Here is a 19,625-nt window from a genome sequence, read left to right as displayed (position 1 = left end):
CTCTAGTTTTTTCGCCTACTGCTTTTACTGCGGTGTTGCGGTAAATCTTTAAAAGTTGCCTTGTACCCAGCTCTTGATGCGATCGAGCAGGGCGGCTTTCGGTTCTTCATTGCTGTAGCTGTCGCGGCTGCTGATGCCCGAGAACGAAATCCCGTCGGACTGCTTTTGCAGGCCGTACATCAACAAACCAACGCCGGTGGAATAGATCGGGTTGCGAACCACATCGTCCAGCCCCTTGACGCCGTGCGGCACGCCCAGGCGGACCGGCATGTGGAAGATTTCTTCAGCCAGTTCGACCGCGCCTTCCATTTTCGAAGTACCGCCGGTCAGCACGATGCCGGCCGGGATCAGGTCTTCGTAGCCACTGCGACGCAGCTCGGCCTGGATCAGCGTGAACAGCTCGTCGTAACGCGGCTCGACCACTTCGGCCAGGGCCTGGCGGGACAGTTCGCGCGGTGGACGGTCGCCGACGCTTGGCACCTTGATGGTTTCACCGGCACCGGCCAGCTTGGCCAGGGCGCAGGCGTAGCGGATCTTGATTTCTTCGGCGTACTGGGTCGGGGTGCGCAACGCCATGGCGATGTCGTTGGTCACCTGATCGCCGGCAATCGGGATCACCGCGGTATGACGGATCGCGCCTTCGGTGAAGATCGCGATGTCGGTGGTGCCGCCGCCGATGTCCACCAGGCACACGCCCAGCTCTTTTTCGTCGTCGGTCAGTACCGAGTACGCGGACGCCAGCTGTTCGAGAATGATGTCGTCGATTTCCAGGCCACAGCGACGCACGCATTTTTCAATGTTCTGCGCGGCGTTGACGGCGCAGGTGACCACATGGACCTTGGCTTCCAGACGGACGCCGGACATGCCCAGGGGTTCACGCACGCCTTCCTGGTTATCGATCACGTAATCCTGCGGCAGGGTGTGCAGCACGCGCTGGTCCGCCGGGATGGCCACGGCCTGGGCGGCATCGAGGACGCGCTCAAGGTCGGCGGCGCTGACTTCGCGATCACGAATCGCCACGATGCCGTGGGAGTTCAGGCTGCGGATGTGATTGCCCGCCACGCCGACGAACGCCGAGTGAATCCGGCAACCGGCCATCAGCTGCGCTTCTTCGATGGCGCGCTGGATCGACTGCACGGTGGACTCGATGTTCACCACCACGCCCTTCTTCAGGCCGCGGGACGGATGAGTGCCGATCCCGACGATTTCCAGCGTGCCGTCGTCCGAGACCTCGCCTACCAGCGCCACCACTTTGGAGGTGCCGATATCGAGACCGACGATCATTTTGCCGCTTTGCACGTTTGCCATGGGTCCTGCCTCTTCTTAATTCTTCGCGACAGCGGGTTGGGCTGTCGTGGGCGCTACAGGTTCCCGCCAGCCAACAGCGAGGCCGTTGGCGTAGCGCAGATCGATGCGCGCAATGTTCGTAATCTGTTCTTTAAGCGTCTTGTCGTAGATGGCAATGAAGCGGCGCATCTTTTCCACCAGGTTGCCGCGGCCCAGCAGCAGTTCGATCCCCGGGCCCGAACTGCCGGCACCGGTGGTCAGGAACCAGCTGCCCCGTTCACGCAACTCCAGGCGCGCAATCGAGAAGCCCAGCGGCCTGAGCATCTGGCTCAGTACCTGGTATTGCTGCATCACTTGCTGCTGGGCCCGTTGTGGGCCGAACAGCTGCGGCAAGTGTTCGTAGTTCGCCAGCTCGCGCGGGGTGAACGCCTGACCCTGGTTGTTCAACAGGGACTCATCGCCCCAACGGGCCACCGGCAATTGCTCTTCCAGGCGGATCACCACTTGATCCGGCCACACCCGACGCACTTCAGCGTGGGCAATCCAGGGCATCTGTTCCAGCTCGGTGCGCATGCTCGCCAGGTCGATGGTGAAGAAGCTCGACGCCACGTAAGGAGCGATCCGCTGCTGCACCGCTTGCTGGCTGATGTAACTCAGGTCGCCTTGGACCGCGACCTTGGTGATCGGCCGGTCCGCATACGGCAGCAAACGCTGCGCGCCTTCGTACGTACCGAACCCCAGCGCCACCAGCAGCACCGGCCAGAACAAGGCTTTGAGAAAACCAAAATTGGCTTTCGGCAGGCGCGCGGACATCGGCTCTTTCGCCACCATTCGGCTGGCACCCCGCGGCACCGGCTTGCGGCCGGGTGCGGGTGGAGGCTGATGTCTCAGCTGAGCGCCTTGCATGGTCTTACCCTCGCGGCTCGTTGTTGCCGGCAATGCTGGCGGCCAGAATCGACAGCACCAGTTGCTGGAAATCCAGTCCGGCGGCACGGGCCGCCATGGGCACCAGACTGTGATCGGTCATGCCCGGTGCGGTGTTGACTTCGAGAAACCAGAACTGCCCGTCGGCGTCCTGCATCACGTCTGCCCTGCCCCAACCGGCGATACCCAGCGCCTCACAGGCTTTCGCCGTGAGGTCCATCAATTCTTTTTCCTTGGTGCTGTCGAGGCCACACGGGATCCGGTACTGGGTATCGGAAGCCACGTACTTGGCGTCGTAGTCGTAGAAACTGTGCGTCGTGCCCAGGGCAATCGGTGGCAACACCTGGTCACGCAGGGTGGCGATGGTGAACTCCGGACCTTGAATCCATTGCTCGACCAACACTTGCGAATCGTAGGTACTGGCCGCTTTCCAGGCGTCGATCAACTCGGACGCGGAACTCACTTTGGCCATACCGATACTTGAGCCTTCATGGGCCGGTTTGACGATCAAAGGGAAGCCCAGTTCCGTCGCTGCCGAAATACAATCGGCCTCGCAACTCAGCACTGCGTGGCGTGGCGTCGGGATGCCGAGGCTGTGCCAGACCTGCTTGGTGCGCAGTTTGTCCATGGCCAGGGCCGAGGCCAGAATGCCGCTGCCGGTGTACGGAATGCCCAGGCATTCCAACAGGCCCTGCATGCTGCCGTCTTCACCGCCACGACCGTGGAGGATGATGAAGGCGCGGTCGATTTTTTCGTTGAGCAAACGCTGCAGCAGGTCGTCGCCCACGTCGAGGCCGAACGCGTCCACACCCGCACTTTGCAGCGCTTCGAGCACCGCATTCCCCGACTTCAGGGACACCTCGCGCTCGGCGCTCTTGCCACCGAACAGCACGGCGACGCGGCCGAAGTCTTTCGGCGCGATCGTGGAGACGAGGTTGGCGTAGGCAGCAGTCATTTCAACTTCCCCTCGACCGGCGCAGCCACGGCACCGGTGAACAACGGACTCTTCAACAGGCTCGGGGCAAGACCGCCCACATCACCGGCGCCCTGGCACAGCAGGATGTCGCCGGCACGCAGCAGCGGCTTGACGATCGGCGCCAGGTCGACACCGCGCTCGATGTAGATCGGGTCGAGCTGGCCGCGCTGACGGATGCTGTTGCACAACTTGCGACTGTCAGCGCCCGGGATCGGCTCTTCGCCCGCCGGATACACTTCCATCAGCAGCAGCACGTTGGCGTCGGCCAGTACATTGACGAAATCGTCGTACAGATCGCGGGTGCGGCTGTAGCGGTGCGGCTGGTAGACCATCACCAGACGGCGCTCCGGCCAGCCACCGCGTACGGCCTTGATCACCGCGGCGACCTCGGTCGGGTGATGGCCGTAGTCGTCGACCAGCATCACGTTGCCGCCGTCGACCGGCAGTTCGCCGTAGACCTGGAAGCGTCGGCCGACGCCCTGGAATCCGGACAGGCCCTGGACGATGGCTTCGTCGCTGACCCCCTCGTCCGTGGCGATGCAGATGGTCGCCAGCGCGTTCAGCACGTTGTGGTTGCCCGGCATGTTCACCGAAACATCCAGCGGCTCACGATCGGGACGCAGCACGGTGAAGAACGTCTGCATGCCTTGCTGGCGCACGTTGATTGCACGCACGTCGCAGTCATCGCCGAAGCCGTAGGTCACGGCCGGACGCTTGACCAGCGGCAGGATTTCACGCACCACCGGATCGTCCAGGCACACCACGGCCAGACCGTAGAACGGCAGGTTGTGCAGGAACTCGACGAAGGTCTTCTTCAGTTTGTTGAAGTCACCGTCGTAGGTCGCCATGTGATCGGCGTCGATGTTGGTGACCACGGCCACCAGCGGCTGCAGGTGCAGGAAACTCGCGTCACTTTCGTCGGCTTCGGCGATCAGGTAACGGCTGGTGCCGAGCTGGGCATTGGTGCCCGCGGCATTCAGACGGCCACCGATGACGAACGTCGGGTCCAGGCCACCGGCCGCGAACACCGAAGCGATCAGGCTGGTGGTGGTGGTTTTGCCATGGGTACCGGCGACGGCGATGCCGTGGCGATAGCGCATCAGCTCGGCCAGCATCTCGGCGCGCGGAACCACGGGAATACGCCGTTCCAGCGCAGTGGCCACTTCCGGGTTGGAGGTGTTCACGGCACTCGAGGTGACCAGCACATCGGCGTTCGCGGCGTTCTCGGCGCGGTGACCGATAAAGATGTGTGCGCCGAAGGATTCGAGGCGCTCGGTCACCGGTGAAGCCTTCAGGTCGGAACCGGACACTTGATAGCCCAGGTTCAGCAACACTTCAGCGATGCCGCACATGCCCACGCCGCCGATACCGACGAAGTGGATGCGACGGATGCGGCGCATTTCCGGTTGTGGCATGGCTTTCTGATGCTCAACCATGGGCCACCTCCAGACAGGTATCGACCACATTACGGGTGGCATCGGGTTTCGCCAGGCGACGTGCAGCGCTGGCCATATCGGTGAGTCGTTGTGGTTGCATCAGGACCTCTGTCAGGCGTGCGGCTAGATCCGCTGCGCCAGTCGTTCTTTGTGGCATCAGGAAGGCAGCGCCTTCACGGGCCAAATAATCGGCGTTGCGGGTCTGGTGATCGTCGATCGCGTGGGGCAAAGGCACCAGCATCGAGGGCAGACCGGCGGCGGCCAGTTCACTGATGGTCAATGCGCCTGCGCGACACACCACCAGGTCGGCCCAGCCATAGGCTTGGGCCATGTCTTTGATGAACGGCTGCACTTGCGCCTCGACGCCAGCCGCGCGATAGCGCTCTGCAGTCACTTCATCGTGGTTTTTGCCGGCCTGATGGAACACGTCCGGGCGCAGGTCGGGACTGACTTGCGACAGGGCTTCAGGCAGCAACTTGTTCAACGGTTCTGCGCCCAGGCTTCCGCCCAGGATCAGCAAACGCGCCTTGCGCCCTGCCATGGCAGGCCGCGGTGTGTCGAGGAACAGCTCGGTGCGCACCGGGTTACCGGTGGTCCGTCGGCTGTCCGACAGGGTAAAGGTGTCGGGGAACGCTTCACAGACTCGGGCGGCCAACGGCACCAGCAACCGATTGGCGGTACCGGCGACCGCGTTCTGTTCGTGAACGATCACCGGCACGCCGGCCAGTTTCGCCGCAACGCCACCAGGGCCGGTCACATAACCACCAAAGCCGACCACGCACACCGGCCGCAGCTGGCGAATGATCGCCCGCGCCTGCCAGACCGATTTGAGCAACATCAGCGGTGCCTTGAGCAGGGACAATTTGCCCTTGCCGCGCAGGCCGCTGGCGTTGATCCGATGGAGCTCGATGCCGGCCATCGGCACCAGGTCGTTCTCGATGCCGCGCGGCGTTCCGAGCCAATGCACGGTGTAACCGCGGGCCTGGAATTCGCGCGCGCAGGCCAATGCCGGGAACACATGGCCACCGGTGCCGCCCGCCATGATCAAGACGTTAGCGCCCATGGGTCGACTCCTCGGCGAAGTCGCTCTCATGGAACTCCATTTCTTCGCTGCCCAAATGGGTTCGACTCTCCCATTCGATGCGCAGCAACAAGCCGAGACAGGCACAGCAAATCACCAGCGAACTGCCGCCATAACTGAGGAATGGCAGGGTCAGGCCTTTGGTTGGCAACAGGCCGACGTTCACCCCGATGTTGATCAGGAACTGGCCAATCCACAGGAACGACAAGCCATACGCGATGTACGCGGCAAAGAACTGCTTGGCCTTCTCGGCCCAGTAGCCGATGTACATGCCACGGATACAGACGAACACAAACAACGCGACGGTGCACAGGGAACCGACGGCACCCAGCTCTTCGGCGAGGACCGAGAACACGAAGTCGGTGTGCGCTTCCGGCAGGTAGAACTGCTTCTGCACGCTGTTGCCCAGGCCAACGCCCAGCCATTCGCCGCGACCAAACGCGATCAACGCTTGTGACAATTGGTAGCCGGCGCCGAACTGGTCGGCCCACGGGTCGGCAAAGTTGGTCAGACGCGCCATCCGGTACGGCTGCACTTGAATCAGCAACACCACCGCCGCGACGGCCAGGACCACCATCAGGGAGAAACGGAACAGCCCGACGCCGCCGAGGAACAGCATGGCCGCCGCGGCGCCCATCATGACGACGGTGGCACCGAAGTCCGGCTCCATCAGCAGCAGGCCCGCCATCGGCAACAGCACGATGAACGGCTTGAAGAAACCCATCCAGCTTTCGCGCACCTCTTTCTGGCGACGCACCAGGTAACCGGCGAGGTAGATCACCACGAATACCTTGGCGATTTCGGACGGCTGGACGTTGAAGAAACTGAAGCCGATCCAGCGCATCGAACCGTTCACTTCACGGCCAATCCCCGGGACGATCACCATCACCAGCAAACCGAACGCACCGATCAGCATCAGCCAGCCGAGGCGTTGCCAGGTGGCGATCGGAATCATCATGGTGACGATGCAGGCACCCAGGCCGAGCACGACGTAGATCAGGTGGCGAATCATGTAATACAGGGCGCTGCCCGACTGCACGGCACCCACTTCGGTGGACGCCGAGGCGATCATGACCAGACCGAGGCCGAGCAGCGCCAGGCAACCGGCAAGCATCGGAAAGTCGAGGTCGATACCGCGCCCGGTGATCAGCGGCGAAGGATAGGGCTTGATGATATTTTTCAGGCTCATGCCAGATCCTCCACAGCGCGGACGAACTGGTGACCACGGTCTTCGTAATGCTTGAACATATCGAAGCTGGCGCAGGCCGGTGACAGCAGCACCGCGTCGCCCGGATGCGCAGCGGCGCGGCATTGCTCGACCGCTTCGACCAGCGAACCGACACGGATCAGCGGCACGGCGTCGCCAATGGCTTCGCCGATCTTGTCGGAGTCGCGCCCCATCAAGATGACGGCGCGGCAGTTGGCCGCCACCGGATCACGCAAATCCTTGAACTCGGCACCCTTGCCGTCGCCGCCGGCGATCAGCACGAGTTTGCCCTCGATGTCCGCACCGAGGCCTTCGATAGCGGCCAGTGCGGCGCCAACGTTGGTGGCTTTGGAATCGTTGTAGTAACTCACGCCGTCCAGATCACGCACCCACTGGCAGCGATGTTCGAGGCCGGCGAAGGTGCGCAGGCTTGACAGCATGGCGTCGAACGGCAGGCCGACCGCATGCCCCAGGGCCAATGCCGCGAGGGCGTTGGACTGGTTGTGCGCGCCGCGAATTTTCAGTTCACGCACCGGCATCAGGTTCTGGAATTCGAAGGCCAGGTATTTCTCGCCATCCTCTTCGCGGATACCGAACGCCTTGAAATCGGGTTGGCTCAAACCGAAAGTCCAGCACGGCTGACCCTCGCCCATCAGCGGACGGCTCAGGGCATCCTGACGGTTGACCACGAACTGCCTGGCGCCCCGGAAGATCCGGTGCTTGGCCAGGTGATAGGCCGGCAGACCGCTGTAACGGTCCATGTGGTCTTCGCTGACGTTGAGCACGGTCGCCACTTCGGCACCGAGGTGATCGGTGGTTTCAAGCTGGAAGCTCGACAGCTCCATCACGTACAGCTCGATAGCATCGTCGAGCAGGTCCAGCGCCGGCGTGCCGAGGTTGCCGCCGACGGCGACACGCTTGCCCGCCGCAGCAGCCATCTCGCCCACGAGAGTGGTGACGGTGCTTTTCGCGTTGGAACCGCTGATGGCCACGATCGGCGCCTTCGCGTTACGCGCGAACAGCTCGATGTCGCCGGACAACTTCACACCACGGGCCGCGGCGGCCTGCAGGGCCGGGGTCGCCAGGGCCAGGCCGGGGCTCACGTAGAGCTCGTCGGCACGGCAGAGGAATTCGACGTCCAGCTCGCCACAACGCACTTCCACGTGCGGATAGTCACGCTTGAGCGTGGCCAGTTCCGGTGGATTTTCCCGCGTATCGGCGACAGCAAACGACGTGCCCCGGTTCGCCAGGAAGCGAACCAGGGACATGCCGCTCTTGCCGAGGCCGACAACGATGCGGAAGTGGTCAGAAGCGATCAGAGACACTCGTTCTACCTCAGCTTCAGGGTGGCAAGGCCGACCAATACGAGAATCACGGTGATGATCCAGAAACGGACGATCACACGCGGCTCGGGCCAGCCCTTGAGTTCAAAGTGGTGGTGAATCGGTGCCATGCGGAACACACGGCGACCGGTCAGCTTAAAGGAGGCAACCTGAATGACGACTGACAGGGTTTCCATCACGAACACGCCGCCCATGATGAACAGGACGATTTCCTGACGGACGATCACGGCGATGGTGCCCAGGGCCGCGCCCAGCGCCAGCGCGCCGACGTCACCCATGAAGACTTGCGCCGGGTAGGTGTTGAACCAGAGGAAGCCAAGGCCCGCACCGATCAGCGCGCCGCAGAACACGATCAGTTCACCGGCGCCCGGCACGTAAGGGATCAGCAGGTATTCGGCGAATTTCACGTTACCCGACAGGTAGCAGAAAATCCCCAGGCCACCGCCCACCATCACGGTCGGCATGATCGCCAGGCCGTCGAGGCCGTCGGTCAGGTTGACCGCGTTGCTCGAACCGACGATGACGAAATAGGTCAGCACGATGAAACCCGCGCCCAGCGGAATGCTGTAGTCCTTGAGCATCGGCAGGATCAGCGTGGTTTCCACCGGCGTTGCAGCGGTCTTGTACAGGAAGATCGCTGCGGCCAGGCCGAACACCGACTGCCAGAAGTATTTCCAGCGGCTCGGAAGACCTTTGGAGTTTTTCTCGATCACCTTGCGATAGTCATCGACCCAGCCGATGGCACCGAACAGCAGGGTCACCAGCAGCACGACCCAGACATAGCGATTGCTCAGGTCAGCCCAGAGCAAGGTACTGACACCGATGGACGACAGGATCAGCGCGCCACCCATGGTCGGGGTGCCGGATTTCGACAGGTGCGATTGCGGACCATCGTTACGAACGGACTGGCCGATCTGACGGTTCTGCAGGGTGCGGATCATCCACGGGCCATAGCACAGCGACAAGACCAGCGCGGTCAGCACACCGAGAATCCCGCGCAGGGTCAGGTACTGGAAGACCGCGAAGCCTTTGTAGAACTGTTGCAGATACTCCGCTAGCAGCAGCAGCATTAATGTTTCTCCGGACTGGCCCCGCACAAAGCGGCGACGATGTTTTCCATCGCTGCGCTGCGCGAGCCCTTGATCAAAATGGTGGTGTTTGTGTCTTGCTCGGCGCCAAGGGCCTTGATCAGTTCAGCCTGGGTGCTGAAGTGAAAAGCCTGCTCGCCGAACGCGTTCACGGCGTGGGTCATCAGCGGACCCACGGCATAGAGCGCGGAAACCTTGCCACGGGCGTACGCGCCCACGTCGCGGTGACCCTGCTCCGCCCAGTCGCCGAGTTCGCCGATATCCCCGAGCACCAGAACGGTGCGGCCGGAAAAGCCGGCGAGTATATCAACGGCGGCGCACATGGAGGTGGGGTTCGCGTTGTACGTGTCATCGATTACGCGCATGCCATTGCTGGCCAGTTGCGCGACGGTGCGACCCTTGACCGGCTGCACCGCGCCAAGGCCCGTGGCAATGCCGAACAGCGACACGCCCAAGGCATGCGCGGCCGCAGCAGCGGCCATGGCGTTGGCCACGTTATGGGTGCCGAGCAGGTTCAATTGAACGCGCTCCACACCGTCGGGGCTGTGCAGGTTGAACGCCGGGCAGCCACGGGCATCGCGATCCAGGTCGCTGGCATGGAAGTCGGCGCTGACGTTGCTCAAGGCGAACGTCAGCACTTTGCGACCGGCGGCACGGGTCTTCCAGATGTCGAAGGCCTTGTCGTCAAGATTCAGAACGGCGACGCCATTGGCGTCCAGCCCTTCGATAATCTCGCCCTTGGCCTCGACGATTTTGTCCGGCCCGCCGAACTCGCCGACATGGGCGGTCCCGGCGTTGTTGAGCACGGCCACATGAGGCTTGGTCATGCCGACGGTGTAGGCAATTTCGCCGAGGCGCGAGGCACCGAGTTCGATCACGGCGGCGGTATGTTCCGGCGCGAGTTCGAGCAGGGTCAGCGGCACGCCGAGGTCATTGTTCAGGTTGCCACGGGTCGCCAGCACCGGACCACGAGTGCGCAGGATGCTCGCGAGCATTTCCTTGACCGTGGTCTTGCCGCTGGAACCGGTGATGGCGGCAACCGGATGGGTGAACGCCGCACGGTTCATCGCACCCAGTTGGCCCAAGGCCTGACGGGCATCCTTGACCACCAGTTGCGGCAAGGCGCTGTCGGCGACTTCGCGCTCGACCAAGGCACCCACGGCGCCTTTGTTGGCCACGTCGTTCAAATAATCATGGCCATCGAAACGCGGACCGGTCAGGGCAATGAACAGCTGCCCGGGCTTGATCGCACGGCTGTCGATGCTGACGCCATTAAATGTGGCATCGGCCACGTTCAATTGGCCATTCAAGGCCCCGGTCAGCTCGCTCAATTTCCAGTTCTTAAGCATGGGCCACCTCCCACGCGGTCAAGGCGTGATCAGCCTCGACCAGATCAGAGAAGTCATGGCGCTGGCCGTTGATTTCCTGATAGTCCTCGTGACCTTTGCCGGCCAGGACAATCACGTCATCCACCGAAGCGCCTGCAATTAGTTGGGCAATCGCCTTGCCACGGCCGGCAACGAAGGTGACTTTGTCCACATCGGTGAAACCGGCGCGGATGTCATCGAAGATCACGGCCGGGTCTTCGGTGCGCGGATTGTCATCGGTGACCAGCACGCCATCGGCCAGACGTTCGACCACTTCCGCCATCAGGGGACGCTTGCCGCGATCGCGATCGCCGCCGCAACCGAACAGGCACAACAACCGGCCTTTGGCGTGCGGACGCAGGGCCATCAACACTTTTTCCAGGGCATCCGGGGTATGGGCGTAATCGACCACCACCAACGGTTGCGTGCCGCCGCCGAGACGCTGCATGCGTCCGGCCGGGCCTTCGAGTTTTGGCAGGACCTTGAGGATTTCGTCCAGCGCGTAGTCGAGACCGAGCAAGGCGCCGACCGCGGCCAGTACGTTGCTGAGGTTGAAGCGGCCGAGCAAGGCGCTGCGCAGATGGTGCTCGCCCTGAGGCGTGACCAGCGTGGCGCGCACGCCTTCGTCGTCGAATTGCGCTTCGCGGCAGAACAGGTAGGCGCTGCTGTCGAGCAAACTGTAAGTAATGAGGCGCGACTCACGTTTTTCGGCGGCCAGTTGCCGGCCGAAATCGTCATCGAGGTTCACCACCCTGCACTTGAGATCGTTCCAGGCAAACAGCTTGGCCTTGGCTTCGCCGTAGGCTTGCATGGTGCCGTGGTAATCCAGGTGATCGCGGGACAGGTTGGTCATCACCGCCACATTGAACGCCAGCGCGGTAACGCGGCCTTGATCCAGGCCATGGGACGATACTTCCATGGCCACGGCCTTGGCACCGGCCTTTTTCAGGTCGGCCAGGGTCGCTTGCACCGCGATCGGGTTCGGCGTGGTGTGCAGGCCGCTTTCCAGTGCGCCGTAGAAACCGGAGCCCAGCGTGCCGACGATGCCGCAATGCTGGCCGAGCAAATCCAGGGCTTGAGCCACCAGTTGGGTCACGCTGGTCTTGCCGTTGGTGCCGGTCACGCCGACCAGATTCAAGTGGCGGCTCGGGTCACCGTAAAAACGCCCGGCAATATCCGACAGTTGCGCAGCCAGGCCTTTGACCGGAATCAGCGGCACATCGGTGATCGGCAACACGGTCGCGCCTTCCACTTCATAAGCCACTGCCGCCGCACCGCGCTGCAAGGCGTCGGCAATGTGCGCGCGACCGTCGAAGCGGCCACCCGGGACGGCAAGAAACAGATCGCCCGCCCGCACGTTACGGCTGTCGAGGGCCAATTCACGGATCAACAGATCGCGGCCAGCGTGGGCGAAAATCTTGTTCAGGCTAAGAGACATCAGCCGCGCCCTCCATTGGCTTTCAGTGGAACGACCGGGGCTGCGTTGGCCTGTTGCGTCGGCGGCAGGTTGTCCGGCGTGATGTTCATCAGGCGCAAGGTCCCGGACATCACTTTGCTGAACACCGGCGCCGACACCAGACCACCAAAGTAGCCAGCCTTGCTCGGTTCGTCGATCACCACCACGATGGCATAACGCGGATCGCTCATCGGGCCGAAACCGGCGAACAGCGAGCGGTACGAGTTTTCGGCATAGCCCTTGGTACCCACCGATGTTTTACGCGCAGTACCCGACTTGCCGGCCACGTGATACGCCGGCACCTGTGCACGGAATACTCCGCGCGGGGCCTCGATCACCTGGGTCAGCATGCCTTGCATGGTTTTCGCGACCGCTTCCGGCAGCACTTGCGTGGTTTGCGGTGCCTTGTCGGTTTTGATCAGGGTCAGCGGCGCGAGGCGACCGTTGTTGGCCAGGGCCGAGAAGGCGTGGACCAACTGGATCGCGGTCACGGAAATGCCATAGCCATAGGACAGCGTGGCGGTTTCGGCCTTGCGCCATTCGCGGTAGTTCGGCAGGTTGCCCACGCGCTCGCCCGGGAAGCCGAGGCCGGTGTCCTGGCCGAGGCCGACCTTCTGCGCGAGGCGGAAAATGGTTTCGCCGCCGATATCGAACGCGACCTTGCTCATGCCGACGTTACTGGAATTGATCAGAATGCCGGTCAGGTCGAGCACCGGACCTTCAGTCTTGGACACGTCCTTGATGGTGTACTTGCCAATCTGCAAGGAGCCCGGGTACACCTCGACGGTGTCGCTCGGTTTCCAGCGGCCGGTCTCGATCGCGGCGCTCATCGAGATCGCTTTCATCGTCGAACCCGGCTCGAACACGTCGATCATTGCGCGGTTACGCATCATCGCCGGCTGCAGGTTGCGCCGGTTGTTCGGGTTGTAGGTCGGCTGGTTGACCATGGCGAGGATCTCGCCGGTCTTCACGTCCATGATCACGAGGCTGCCGGCCTTGGCACCGTTTTCGATGATCGCGTTACGCAGCTCGCGGTTGGCCAGGTATTGCAGACGCAGGTCAATGGACAACGCCAAGGGCTTGCCGGCCTTGGCGTTTTTGGTCACCTGAACATCTTTGATAAGTCGTCCGCGCCGGTCCTTGATGACCTGCCGCTTGCCGGGCACACCGGCGAGCCATTCGTCATAGGCCAGTTCGACCCCTTCACGACCATGGTCGTCGATGTCGGTAAAGCCAACCATGTGCGCCGTCACTTCGCCGGCGGGATAGAAGCGGCGGAATTCTTCGATGCCGTAGACGCCCGGTACTTTCAGGTCGAGCACGGACTGGCCTTGCTCGGGGGTCAGCCCGCGCACCAGGTAAATGAATTCTTTGTTGGCCTGGGCTTCGAGACGTTCAGCCAGGGCTTTCGGATCCTGCCCCAAGGCGGCGGCCAGTGCCGGCCACTTCTCTTTAGCCAGCTGCATTTCCTTGGCGTTGGCCCACAGGGTGGTGACCGGGGTACTGACGGCCAAAGGCTCGCCGTTACGGTCGGTGATCAGGCCACGGTGCGCCGGAATAGGAATGTGACGAACACTGCGCGCATCGCCCTGGCCTTTGAGGAAGGCACGGTCGACGACTTGCAGGTCGATGATTCGCCAGCAGATCGCCGCCACCATGACGCCAAGCAAACCCAGAACCAGGCGGAATCGCCATGGGAAGAGCGCGCCTTCGAGTTTCATCATGGCGCCACCATCTTCACGTCAGCGGCACCGGGAATGTGCATCTTCAGTTGTTCAGTAGCCAGGACTTCGATACGGCTGTGGGCGGTCCAGGTGCTCTGCTCGAGAATCAAGCGACCCCACTCGGCCTGCGCCTTGTCGCGCACGCTCAATTCGTTGTACAGCGAGTTCAACAACTGGCGGTTCCAGTGGGCGCTGTACGAAACGCCGATGGCCGATACGAGCACGGCAACAAACAGCAGCAGCATGAAAAAGCTTCCGCCGGGAAGTGGCTTGGCGAAAAGCTTGCTCACCGCAGCTTCTCCGCGACGCGCATGACGGCGCTACGGGAACGCGGGTTGGCTTTGAGTTCGGCCTCGGAGGCGGACTGCGCTTTGCCATGGACTTTGATTTTCGGTTCGAACGCGACGTGGCGAACCGGCAGGTTGCGCGGCAGGTTGTCGGCTTCGCCTTTCACCAGCTTGCGCATGAACAGTTTGACGATACGGTCTTCCAGGGAATGGAAGCTGATGACCACCAGCCGACCGCCGATTTCCAGGCTTTCCAGTGCGGCTTCGAGACCGGCTTCCAGATCGCCCAGTTCGTTGTTGACGTGAATACGCAGGCCCTGGAACGCACGGGTCGCCGGGTTCTTGCCCTTCTCCCACGCCGGGTTGGCGACTTTCAAAACTTCAGCCAGGTCGCCGGTGCGTTCGAACGGCTTGATGTCGCGGCGCTCGGCCACGGCACGGGCCATGCGCCCGGAGAAACGTTCCTCGCCATATTCCTTGAACACCCGGGCGATCTCTTCCACCGGCGCGGTGTTGACGAATTCGGCTGCACTGATCCCGCGGGACGGGTCCATGCGCATGTCCAGCGGACCGTCGTTGAGGAAACTGAAACCGCGCTCAGGGTCGTCGAGCTGCGGCGAGGACACGCCGAGGTCGAGCAAAACGCCGCTGACCTTGCCGGCCAGACCGCGTTCGGCGACTTCCGAACCGAGCTCGGCAAAGCTGCGCTGCACAACGACAAAGCGGCCGTCTTCGGCCGCTAGCGTCTGCCCGGTGGCAATCGCTTGAGGATCCTTGTCGAATCCGAGCAACCGACCGTCGGGACCGAGCTGACTGAGGATCAACCGGCTGTGCCCGCCGCGCCCGAACGTGCCATCCAGATAGCAGCCATCAGGACGTACGGCGAGAGCCTCGACGGCTTCGTCAAGCAGTACGGTGATGTGGTTAAAGCCGCTATCAATAGTCACAGGATCAAATCACGCAGTTCATCAGGCATCGCGCCCGGTTGTTGAATAGCAGCCAGGTCAGCGGCAGAAACCGCATTCCAGGCATCCTCGTCCCATAACTGGAACTTGTTCAGTTGGCCTACCAGCATTGCGCGCTTATCCAACTTGGCATATTCGCGAAGACGCGGCGGAACCAGGAAACGACCACTGCCATCGAGCTCGAGGTCGACGGCATTACCAATCAGTAAACGTTGCAGGCGGCGGTTCTCTTCGCGAAGCGAAGGCAGTGCGCGCAGTTTGGTTTCAATAATTTCCCACTCATCGAGGGGGTAAACACACAAACACGGATCAACGGCATCAATTGTGACGATCAACTGACCGGAACTACGCGAAACGAGCTCGTCACGGTACCGGCTCGGCATGGCGAGACGGCCCTTTGCGTCGAGACTGATAGCGTTAGCTCCGCGAAACACGTCAGCGTTTCTCCAAATATTAGCGTTTTGCGCTCAAAAAACCCACTTCGTGCCACTTTCCGCCACTTGCGCACACTATAGGAATGCGGCCACCGCACCGTCAAGGCGCGGAGCAAAGGAAAACCCTTACAGAACTGAGATTTAGGAGCGTATCCGGAGGGGTAACCAGAATCTGACAGACGAATCCGACCAATAACTCGAACAAGCACAGGAAACTGCGTCCGGAAGTTAAAGTGATTTATTAAGAGTAAGATTTTTTCGGTATTACAAAGGAGGTTCTGTGACTGATTTTACAAGGAGGGAAACTGCCATTACGAACGCCCTGTTCAATGCTTCAAACAAGGAGGAGAAAAAGGTGGAGAGTCGATCTGTAAGCCGGGTTCTGTCTTGAACAGTCATTCGTCTACGATGGCCATCACTGGACATCTTTAGCAACCTACCCGGTCCCAGCGCGGGCCACGCCTTGGGACCCTATTTGGTCTTGCTCCAAGTGGGGTTTACCTAGCCACGAACTGTTGCCAGACGTGCGGTGCGCTCTTACCGCACCTTTTCACCCTTACCGGCGCCGAAGCGCTTAGGCGGTTATTTTCTGTGGCACTTTCCGTAGGCTCACGCCTCCCAGGCATTACCTGGCACTTCGCCCTATGGAGCCCGGACTTTCCTCCCCCCCCTAATTTTCATAGAGGGCAGCGACTGTCCGATCGACTCTCCGCCGCGAAGGTTAACGGCAGAGCGCTTGAAGAACAAGCGCTAAACGCCTTAAGCCGCTGTTGCACGTCGGGTTTTATTCGCCCTTCTGCTTATCCAGCGCAACTTGATAAAGCACATTCTTGCGCTCACCGGTAATTTGCGCAGCCAACGCCGCGGCACGTTTGAGCGGCATCTCTTCCAGCAGCAAGTTGAGGATGCGCATCGCTTCACTGCTGACCGCGTCTTCCGTCTCGGGCGCCGACCAGCCGGCGACCAGGACCACGCACTCGCCGCGCTGTTGATTGCTGTCCGACTCGACGAACTCGCGCAACTCGGCCAATGGCAGGCCCTTGAGGGTTTCAAAGGTTTTGGTCAGTTCCCGTGCCAGCAACGCCGGACGCTCAGGACCGAAGACCAGCTCCATGTCTTGCAGGCATTCCAGGATACGGTGCGGCGCTTCATAAAAAATCAACGTGCGCGGCTCTTCCTTTACCAGCTCCAGACGCGCACGCCGACCGACGGCCTTGGCCGGCAGGAAGCCTTCGAAGATAAAACGGTCGGACGGCAGGCCCGCTGCCGACAATGCCGCGATCAATGCACAGGCGCCAGGAACCGGCACCACATTGATACCCGCCGCGCGCGCCTGGCGGACCAAGTGATAACCCGGATCGGAAATCAGCGGCGTCCCGGCATCGGAGATCAGCGCCACGTCGTCGCCAGCCAGCAGGCGAGTAATAAACCGGCTACCTTCATCCCGTTCATTATGTTCATGGCAGGCCGCCAACGGCGTGGGAATGCCGAAATGCTGCATCAAGCGCTGGGAGTGGCGGGTGTCTTCGGCGGCGATCAAGGCCACCTCGCGCAGGATTTTCAGCGCTCGTGCACTGATATCGTCCAGGTTGCCGATGGGCGTCGCCACCACATAAAGCGAGCCAGCAGCGGAATTCAAAGCACCTGGAGCAGTCAAAGCGCACACCTCATGATCGGTAAAAGCCGACATTGTAGCGCGTGGCGATGCTTTCGATACGCGCAAGCAAGGCCGGTTTTTTCAGCCCTTTGTGCAGCGCTGCAACATTTGCACGAGCTAAATTGATCGATTCACGCCAGTAACATCGCGCCCCGGCCAGTGCTTGGGTACAATTCCACGCTAATTTGATCGAGTATCAGGAACACTACATGATCGCTTGCCTGCGGCTGTTCACTGCCCTCTGCCTCGCTGCGTTGCTGGCCGCTTGCGCCAGCTCGCCCTCTTCCAGCCTTGGCGAACTTCCACGGACCCCGGATGCCAGTATCGAGCAACTGCTCGATCAAGCCGCCAAAGCCAAAACGCCAGAACAAGCCGCGCTCCTTCGCCTGAGCGCCGCCGACCTCGCTTATCACCAGGGCAATGCCGGTCAATCCGCGCAAATCCTGCAACAAGTGCCGGTCGAACAGCTCAAGCCCGGCCAACAAGTCTTCGCCAGTACCTTGGCCGCTGAACTGGCCATGGTCCGCAATCAACCGAAAGCCGCGCTAACCGCCTTGAGCCATCCGAGCCTGCAACGCCTGGGCGAGCTGCCAGTCGAGCAACAGGTTCGCACCGGCACCGTGCACGCTCGCGCCCTTGAGGCCGATGGCCAGACCCTCGCAGCAGCGCGCGAACGCATTTTCATCGCGCCAATGCTCAGCGGTGATGCGGCAGCCAAAAACCATGAAGCGATCTGGACCTTGGTCGCTTCGCTGCCAACCGATCAACTGCAACCGACCACCAACGACGACCTCGGTGGCTGGATGGGCCTGGCGCTGGCCGTGAAAACCGCCGGCACCCTGGAACAGCAGCAAGCCGCGATTGACAACTGGCGCGCCCAGAACCCGAAACACCCGGCCGCCATCCAGCTGCCGTTGCCATTGACCAAACTCAAGGAACTGGCCAGCCAGCCCCTGGGCAAGATCGCCCTGCTGCTGCCGCAGGACGGCCCGCTGGCATCGGTCGGCAAAGCGCTGCGCGAAGGCTTCATCGCCGCTCACTACCAGGCCCAACAGGCCGGTCAGAAGCCGCCAGCCATCGAGTTCTATGACAGCTCGCGCCTGACCTCGATGGACGAGTTCTATCGCAAGGCTCAAGCCGATGGCGTGCAACTGGTCGTCGGTCCGCTGGAGAAGCCACTGGTCAAACAACTCAGCGCTCGCCCGCAACTGCCGATCACCACCCTGGCGCTGAACTACAGCGAAGGCGAACAAGGTCCGGCGCAGCTGTTCCAGTTCGGTCTGGCCGCAGAAGACGAAGCCCGCGAAGTGTCCCGTCGCGCCCGCGCCGATGGCCTGCATCGCGCCGCGATCATGGTGCCGAAAGGCGAATGGGGCGACCGCGTCCTCCGGGCGTTCAGCCAGGACTGGCAAGCCAACGGCGGCACCGTCGTCGCCACCGAACGGGTTGATCAGCCGGTGCAACTGGCCCAGCAGATTGCCGACATGTTCCAGCTGCGCCAGAGCGAAGGCCGCGCCAAGAGCCTGCAAAGCACGGTGGGTTCGCAAGTCGCCGCCCAGCCGTCGCGTCGCCAGGACATCGAGTTCATCTTCCTCGCCGCCACGCCTCAGCAAGCCCAACAGATCAAGCCGACCCTGAACTTCCAGTACGCGGGTGACGTGCCGGTTTACGCCACGTCCCATGTGTTCAGTGCCAGCGGCGACGTCAACCAGTACAACGACATGAACGGCATTCGCTTCTGCGAAACCCCATGGTTGCTGGATGCCAACGATCCGCTGCGCAAGCAAGTGACTGCGCAATGGCCGCAAGCGGGCGGCAGCCTGGGCCGCTTGTATGCGATGGGCGTCGACGCTTACCGCCTGGCGCCGCGCCTGGGGCAACTCAAGGCCTTGCCGGACAGCCGCATCGAAGGCCAATCGGGCAGCCTGGGGATGAGCCAGAACCAACGCGTCGTACGCCAGTTGCCATGGGCACAGTTCGTCAACGGTCAGGTTCAACGCCTGCCGGACACCCCGCACTGATGCCGGACAGGTCACGCCAGCAAAGCGGTAAAGATGCCGAGCGCCATGCGCTCGAGCATCTGCAACGACAGGGTCTGCGCCTGCTGGCGCAGAACTGGTTATGTAAACGGGGCGAGCTTGATCTGGTCATGCTTGATGGCGATACAGTAGTATTCGTTGAAGTTCGCTACAGAAAAAACACTCAATGGGGTGGCGCGCTCGCTAGCATCGATGAGCGCAAACGGCAGAAACTGATATTTGCCGCGCAGTATTTTCTTCAGCGCGAGTCGCGTTGGGCCAATTCCCCTTGCCGTTTCGACGTGGTTGCCATCGACAGCGACCACGATCAGTTGAACTGGCTGAAGAATGCCTTCGACAGCTGATCGCGTGCGT

17 protein-coding genes and 1 other RNA gene are annotated in these 19,625 nt (G+C 61.9%); 2 read left to right on the top strand and 16 right to left on the bottom strand.

What is annotated here, in order from left to right:
- Positions 1 to 48: 48 nt before the first annotated feature.
- From ftsA to rsmI, 16 genes are all read right to left on the bottom strand, one after another.
- Positions 49 to 1,308: a cell division protein FtsA gene (gene ftsA / locus NTD84_RS12400; RefSeq protein WP_046048247.1), complete on the bottom strand. Its 1,260-nt coding sequence runs from the start codon at positions 1,306 to 1,308 to the stop codon at positions 49 to 51.
- Between the two features lie 15 nt (positions 1,309 to 1,323).
- Positions 1,324 to 2,193 carry a cell division protein FtsQ/DivIB gene (locus NTD84_RS12395; RefSeq protein ID WP_262165710.1) on the bottom strand — a complete coding sequence of 290 codons (870 nt, stop codon included), beginning with the start codon at positions 2,191 to 2,193 and terminating at the stop codon, positions 1,324 to 1,326.
- Between the two features lie 4 nt (positions 2,194 to 2,197).
- Complete coding sequence (locus NTD84_RS12390; RefSeq protein WP_262165708.1) at positions 2,198 to 3,166, bottom strand: D-alanine--D-alanine ligase; 969 nt, start codon at positions 3,164 to 3,166, stop codon at positions 2,198 to 2,200.
- Positions 3,163 to 4,623, bottom strand: coding sequence for a UDP-N-acetylmuramate--L-alanine ligase (gene murC, locus NTD84_RS12385; RefSeq protein WP_262165707.1), 1,461 nt, complete (start codon positions 4,621 to 4,623; stop codon positions 3,163 to 3,165). The genes NTD84_RS12390 and murC overlap by 4 nt, the downstream gene beginning before the upstream one ends.
- Positions 4,616 to 5,686 carry an undecaprenyldiphospho-muramoylpentapeptide beta-N-acetylglucosaminyltransferase gene (murG, locus tag NTD84_RS12380; protein WP_262165705.1) on the bottom strand — a complete coding sequence of 357 codons (1,071 nt, stop codon included), beginning with the start codon at positions 5,684 to 5,686 and terminating at the stop codon, positions 4,616 to 4,618. The genes murC and murG overlap by 8 nt, the downstream gene beginning before the upstream one ends.
- Positions 5,676 to 6,893, bottom strand: coding sequence for a putative lipid II flippase FtsW (gene ftsW, locus NTD84_RS12375; RefSeq protein ID WP_410017347.1), 1,218 nt, complete (start codon positions 6,891 to 6,893; stop codon positions 5,676 to 5,678). The genes murG and ftsW overlap by 11 nt, the downstream gene beginning before the upstream one ends.
- Positions 6,890 to 8,236, bottom strand: coding sequence for a UDP-N-acetylmuramoyl-L-alanine--D-glutamate ligase (gene murD / locus NTD84_RS12370; protein WP_262165702.1), 1,347 nt, complete (start codon positions 8,234 to 8,236; stop codon positions 6,890 to 6,892). Before murD ends, ftsW begins: the two co-directional genes overlap by 4 nt.
- Before the next feature lie 5 nt (positions 8,237 to 8,241).
- Positions 8,242 to 9,324, bottom strand: a complete 1,083-nt coding sequence (gene mraY, locus NTD84_RS12365) for a phospho-N-acetylmuramoyl-pentapeptide-transferase (RefSeq protein WP_262165700.1) — start codon at positions 9,322 to 9,324, stop codon at positions 8,242 to 8,244.
- Entirely contained in the window at positions 9,324 to 10,691 is a 1,368-nt protein-coding gene (murF, locus tag NTD84_RS12360) for a UDP-N-acetylmuramoyl-tripeptide--D-alanyl-D-alanine ligase (RefSeq protein ID WP_262165698.1), read from the bottom strand. Before murF ends, mraY begins: the two co-directional genes overlap by 1 nt.
- A complete protein-coding gene (locus NTD84_RS12355) occupies positions 10,684 to 12,147 on the bottom strand; it encodes a UDP-N-acetylmuramoyl-L-alanyl-D-glutamate--2,6-diaminopimelate ligase (RefSeq protein ID WP_262165696.1) in 1,464 nt (487 codons plus the stop codon). Before NTD84_RS12355 ends, murF begins: the two co-directional genes overlap by 8 nt.
- Positions 12,147 to 13,886 carry a peptidoglycan D,D-transpeptidase FtsI family protein gene (locus NTD84_RS12350; protein WP_262165905.1) on the bottom strand — a complete coding sequence of 580 codons (1,740 nt, stop codon included), beginning with the start codon at positions 13,884 to 13,886 and terminating at the stop codon, positions 12,147 to 12,149. Before NTD84_RS12350 ends, NTD84_RS12355 begins: the two co-directional genes overlap by 1 nt.
- Positions 13,886 to 14,179, bottom strand: coding sequence for a cell division protein FtsL (ftsL, locus tag NTD84_RS12345; protein WP_262165692.1), 294 nt, complete (start codon positions 14,177 to 14,179; stop codon positions 13,886 to 13,888). The genes NTD84_RS12350 and ftsL overlap by 1 nt, the downstream gene beginning before the upstream one ends.
- A complete protein-coding gene (gene rsmH / locus NTD84_RS12340; RefSeq protein ID WP_392891182.1) occupies positions 14,176 to 15,123 on the bottom strand; it encodes a 16S rRNA (cytosine(1402)-N(4))-methyltransferase RsmH in 948 nt (315 codons plus the stop codon). The genes ftsL and rsmH overlap by 4 nt, the downstream gene beginning before the upstream one ends.
- The gene (gene mraZ / locus NTD84_RS12335) at positions 15,120 to 15,575 is read right to left on the bottom strand and encodes a division/cell wall cluster transcriptional repressor MraZ (protein ID WP_003205355.1); all 456 of its coding nucleotides are present in this window, start codon (positions 15,573 to 15,575) and stop codon (positions 15,120 to 15,122) included. The genes rsmH and mraZ overlap by 4 nt, the downstream gene beginning before the upstream one ends.
- A 355-nt stretch (positions 15,576 to 15,930) precedes the next feature.
- Positions 15,931 to 16,284: RNase P RNA component class A (rnpB, locus tag NTD84_RS12330), an RNA gene on the bottom strand.
- A 75-nt stretch (positions 16,285 to 16,359) separates the two neighbouring features.
- Positions 16,360 to 17,265 (bottom strand): 16S rRNA (cytidine(1402)-2'-O)-methyltransferase, encoded by a 906-nt coding sequence (rsmI, locus tag NTD84_RS12325; protein ID WP_262165688.1) that lies wholly within the window; start codon positions 17,263 to 17,265, stop codon positions 16,360 to 16,362.
- 176 nt (positions 17,266 to 17,441) lie between these two features.
- Here rsmI and NTD84_RS12320 point away from each other — a divergent pair, with 176 nt between their 5' ends.
- Both NTD84_RS12320 and NTD84_RS12315 read left to right on the top strand, forming a co-directional pair.
- Positions 17,442 to 19,253, top strand: coding sequence for a penicillin-binding protein activator (locus NTD84_RS12320; RefSeq protein ID WP_262165685.1), 1,812 nt, complete (start codon positions 17,442 to 17,444; stop codon positions 19,251 to 19,253).
- Complete coding sequence (locus tag NTD84_RS12315) at positions 19,253 to 19,615, top strand: YraN family protein (RefSeq protein WP_262165899.1); 363 nt, start codon at positions 19,253 to 19,255, stop codon at positions 19,613 to 19,615. Before NTD84_RS12320 ends, NTD84_RS12315 begins: the two co-directional genes overlap by 1 nt.
- Positions 19,616 to 19,625 lie beyond the last annotated feature (10 nt).

Origin of the sequence: Pseudomonas sp. 14P_8.1_Bac3, assembly GCF_025466085.1 — a bacterium.
Taxonomy (GTDB): Bacteria; Pseudomonadota; Gammaproteobacteria; order Pseudomonadales; family Pseudomonadaceae; genus Aquipseudomonas.
Note: the sequence above shows the minus strand (reverse complement) of the source record. Positions and strands in the feature narration are given on the sequence as shown.

Excerpts from the sequence above, each read along its gene's own strand:
- murG (WP_262165705.1), bottom strand. The coding sequence starts at position 5,686 with ATGGGCGCTAACGTCTTGATCATGGCGGGCGGCACCGGTGGCCATGTG.
- murF (WP_262165698.1), bottom strand. The coding sequence starts at position 10,691 with ATGCTTAAGAACTGGAAATTGAGCGAGCTGACCGGGGCCTTGAATGGC.
- NTD84_RS12355 (WP_262165696.1), bottom strand. The coding sequence starts at position 12,147 with ATGTCTCTTAGCCTGAACAAGATTTTCGCCCACGCTGGCCGCGATCTG.
- murC (WP_262165707.1), bottom strand. The coding sequence starts at position 4,623 with ATGGTTGAGCATCAGAAAGCCATGCCACAACCGGAAATGCGCCGCATC.
- ftsW (WP_410017347.1), bottom strand. The coding sequence starts at position 6,893 with ATGAGCCTGAAAAATATCATCAAGCCCTATCCTTCGCCGCTGATCACC.
- ftsA (WP_046048247.1), bottom strand. The coding sequence starts at position 1,308 with ATGGCAAACGTGCAAAGCGGCAAAATGATCGTCGGTCTCGATATCGGC.
- rsmI (WP_262165688.1), bottom strand. The coding sequence starts at position 17,265 with ATGTCGGCTTTTACCGATCATGAGGTGTGCGCTTTGACTGCTCCAGGT.
- NTD84_RS12320 (WP_262165685.1), top strand. The coding sequence starts at position 17,442 with ATGATCGCTTGCCTGCGGCTGTTCACTGCCCTCTGCCTCGCTGCGTTG.
- NTD84_RS12350 (WP_262165905.1), bottom strand. The coding sequence starts at position 13,886 with ATGAAACTCGAAGGCGCGCTCTTCCCATGGCGATTCCGCCTGGTTCTG.
- NTD84_RS12315 (WP_262165899.1), top strand. The coding sequence starts at position 19,253 with ATGCCGGACAGGTCACGCCAGCAAAGCGGTAAAGATGCCGAGCGCCAT.
- mraY (WP_262165700.1), bottom strand. The coding sequence starts at position 9,324 with ATGCTGCTGCTGCTAGCGGAGTATCTGCAACAGTTCTACAAAGGCTTC.
- NTD84_RS12395 (WP_262165710.1), bottom strand. The coding sequence starts at position 2,193 with ATGCAAGGCGCTCAGCTGAGACATCAGCCTCCACCCGCACCCGGCCGC.
- NTD84_RS12390 (WP_262165708.1), bottom strand. The coding sequence starts at position 3,166 with ATGACTGCTGCCTACGCCAACCTCGTCTCCACGATCGCGCCGAAAGAC.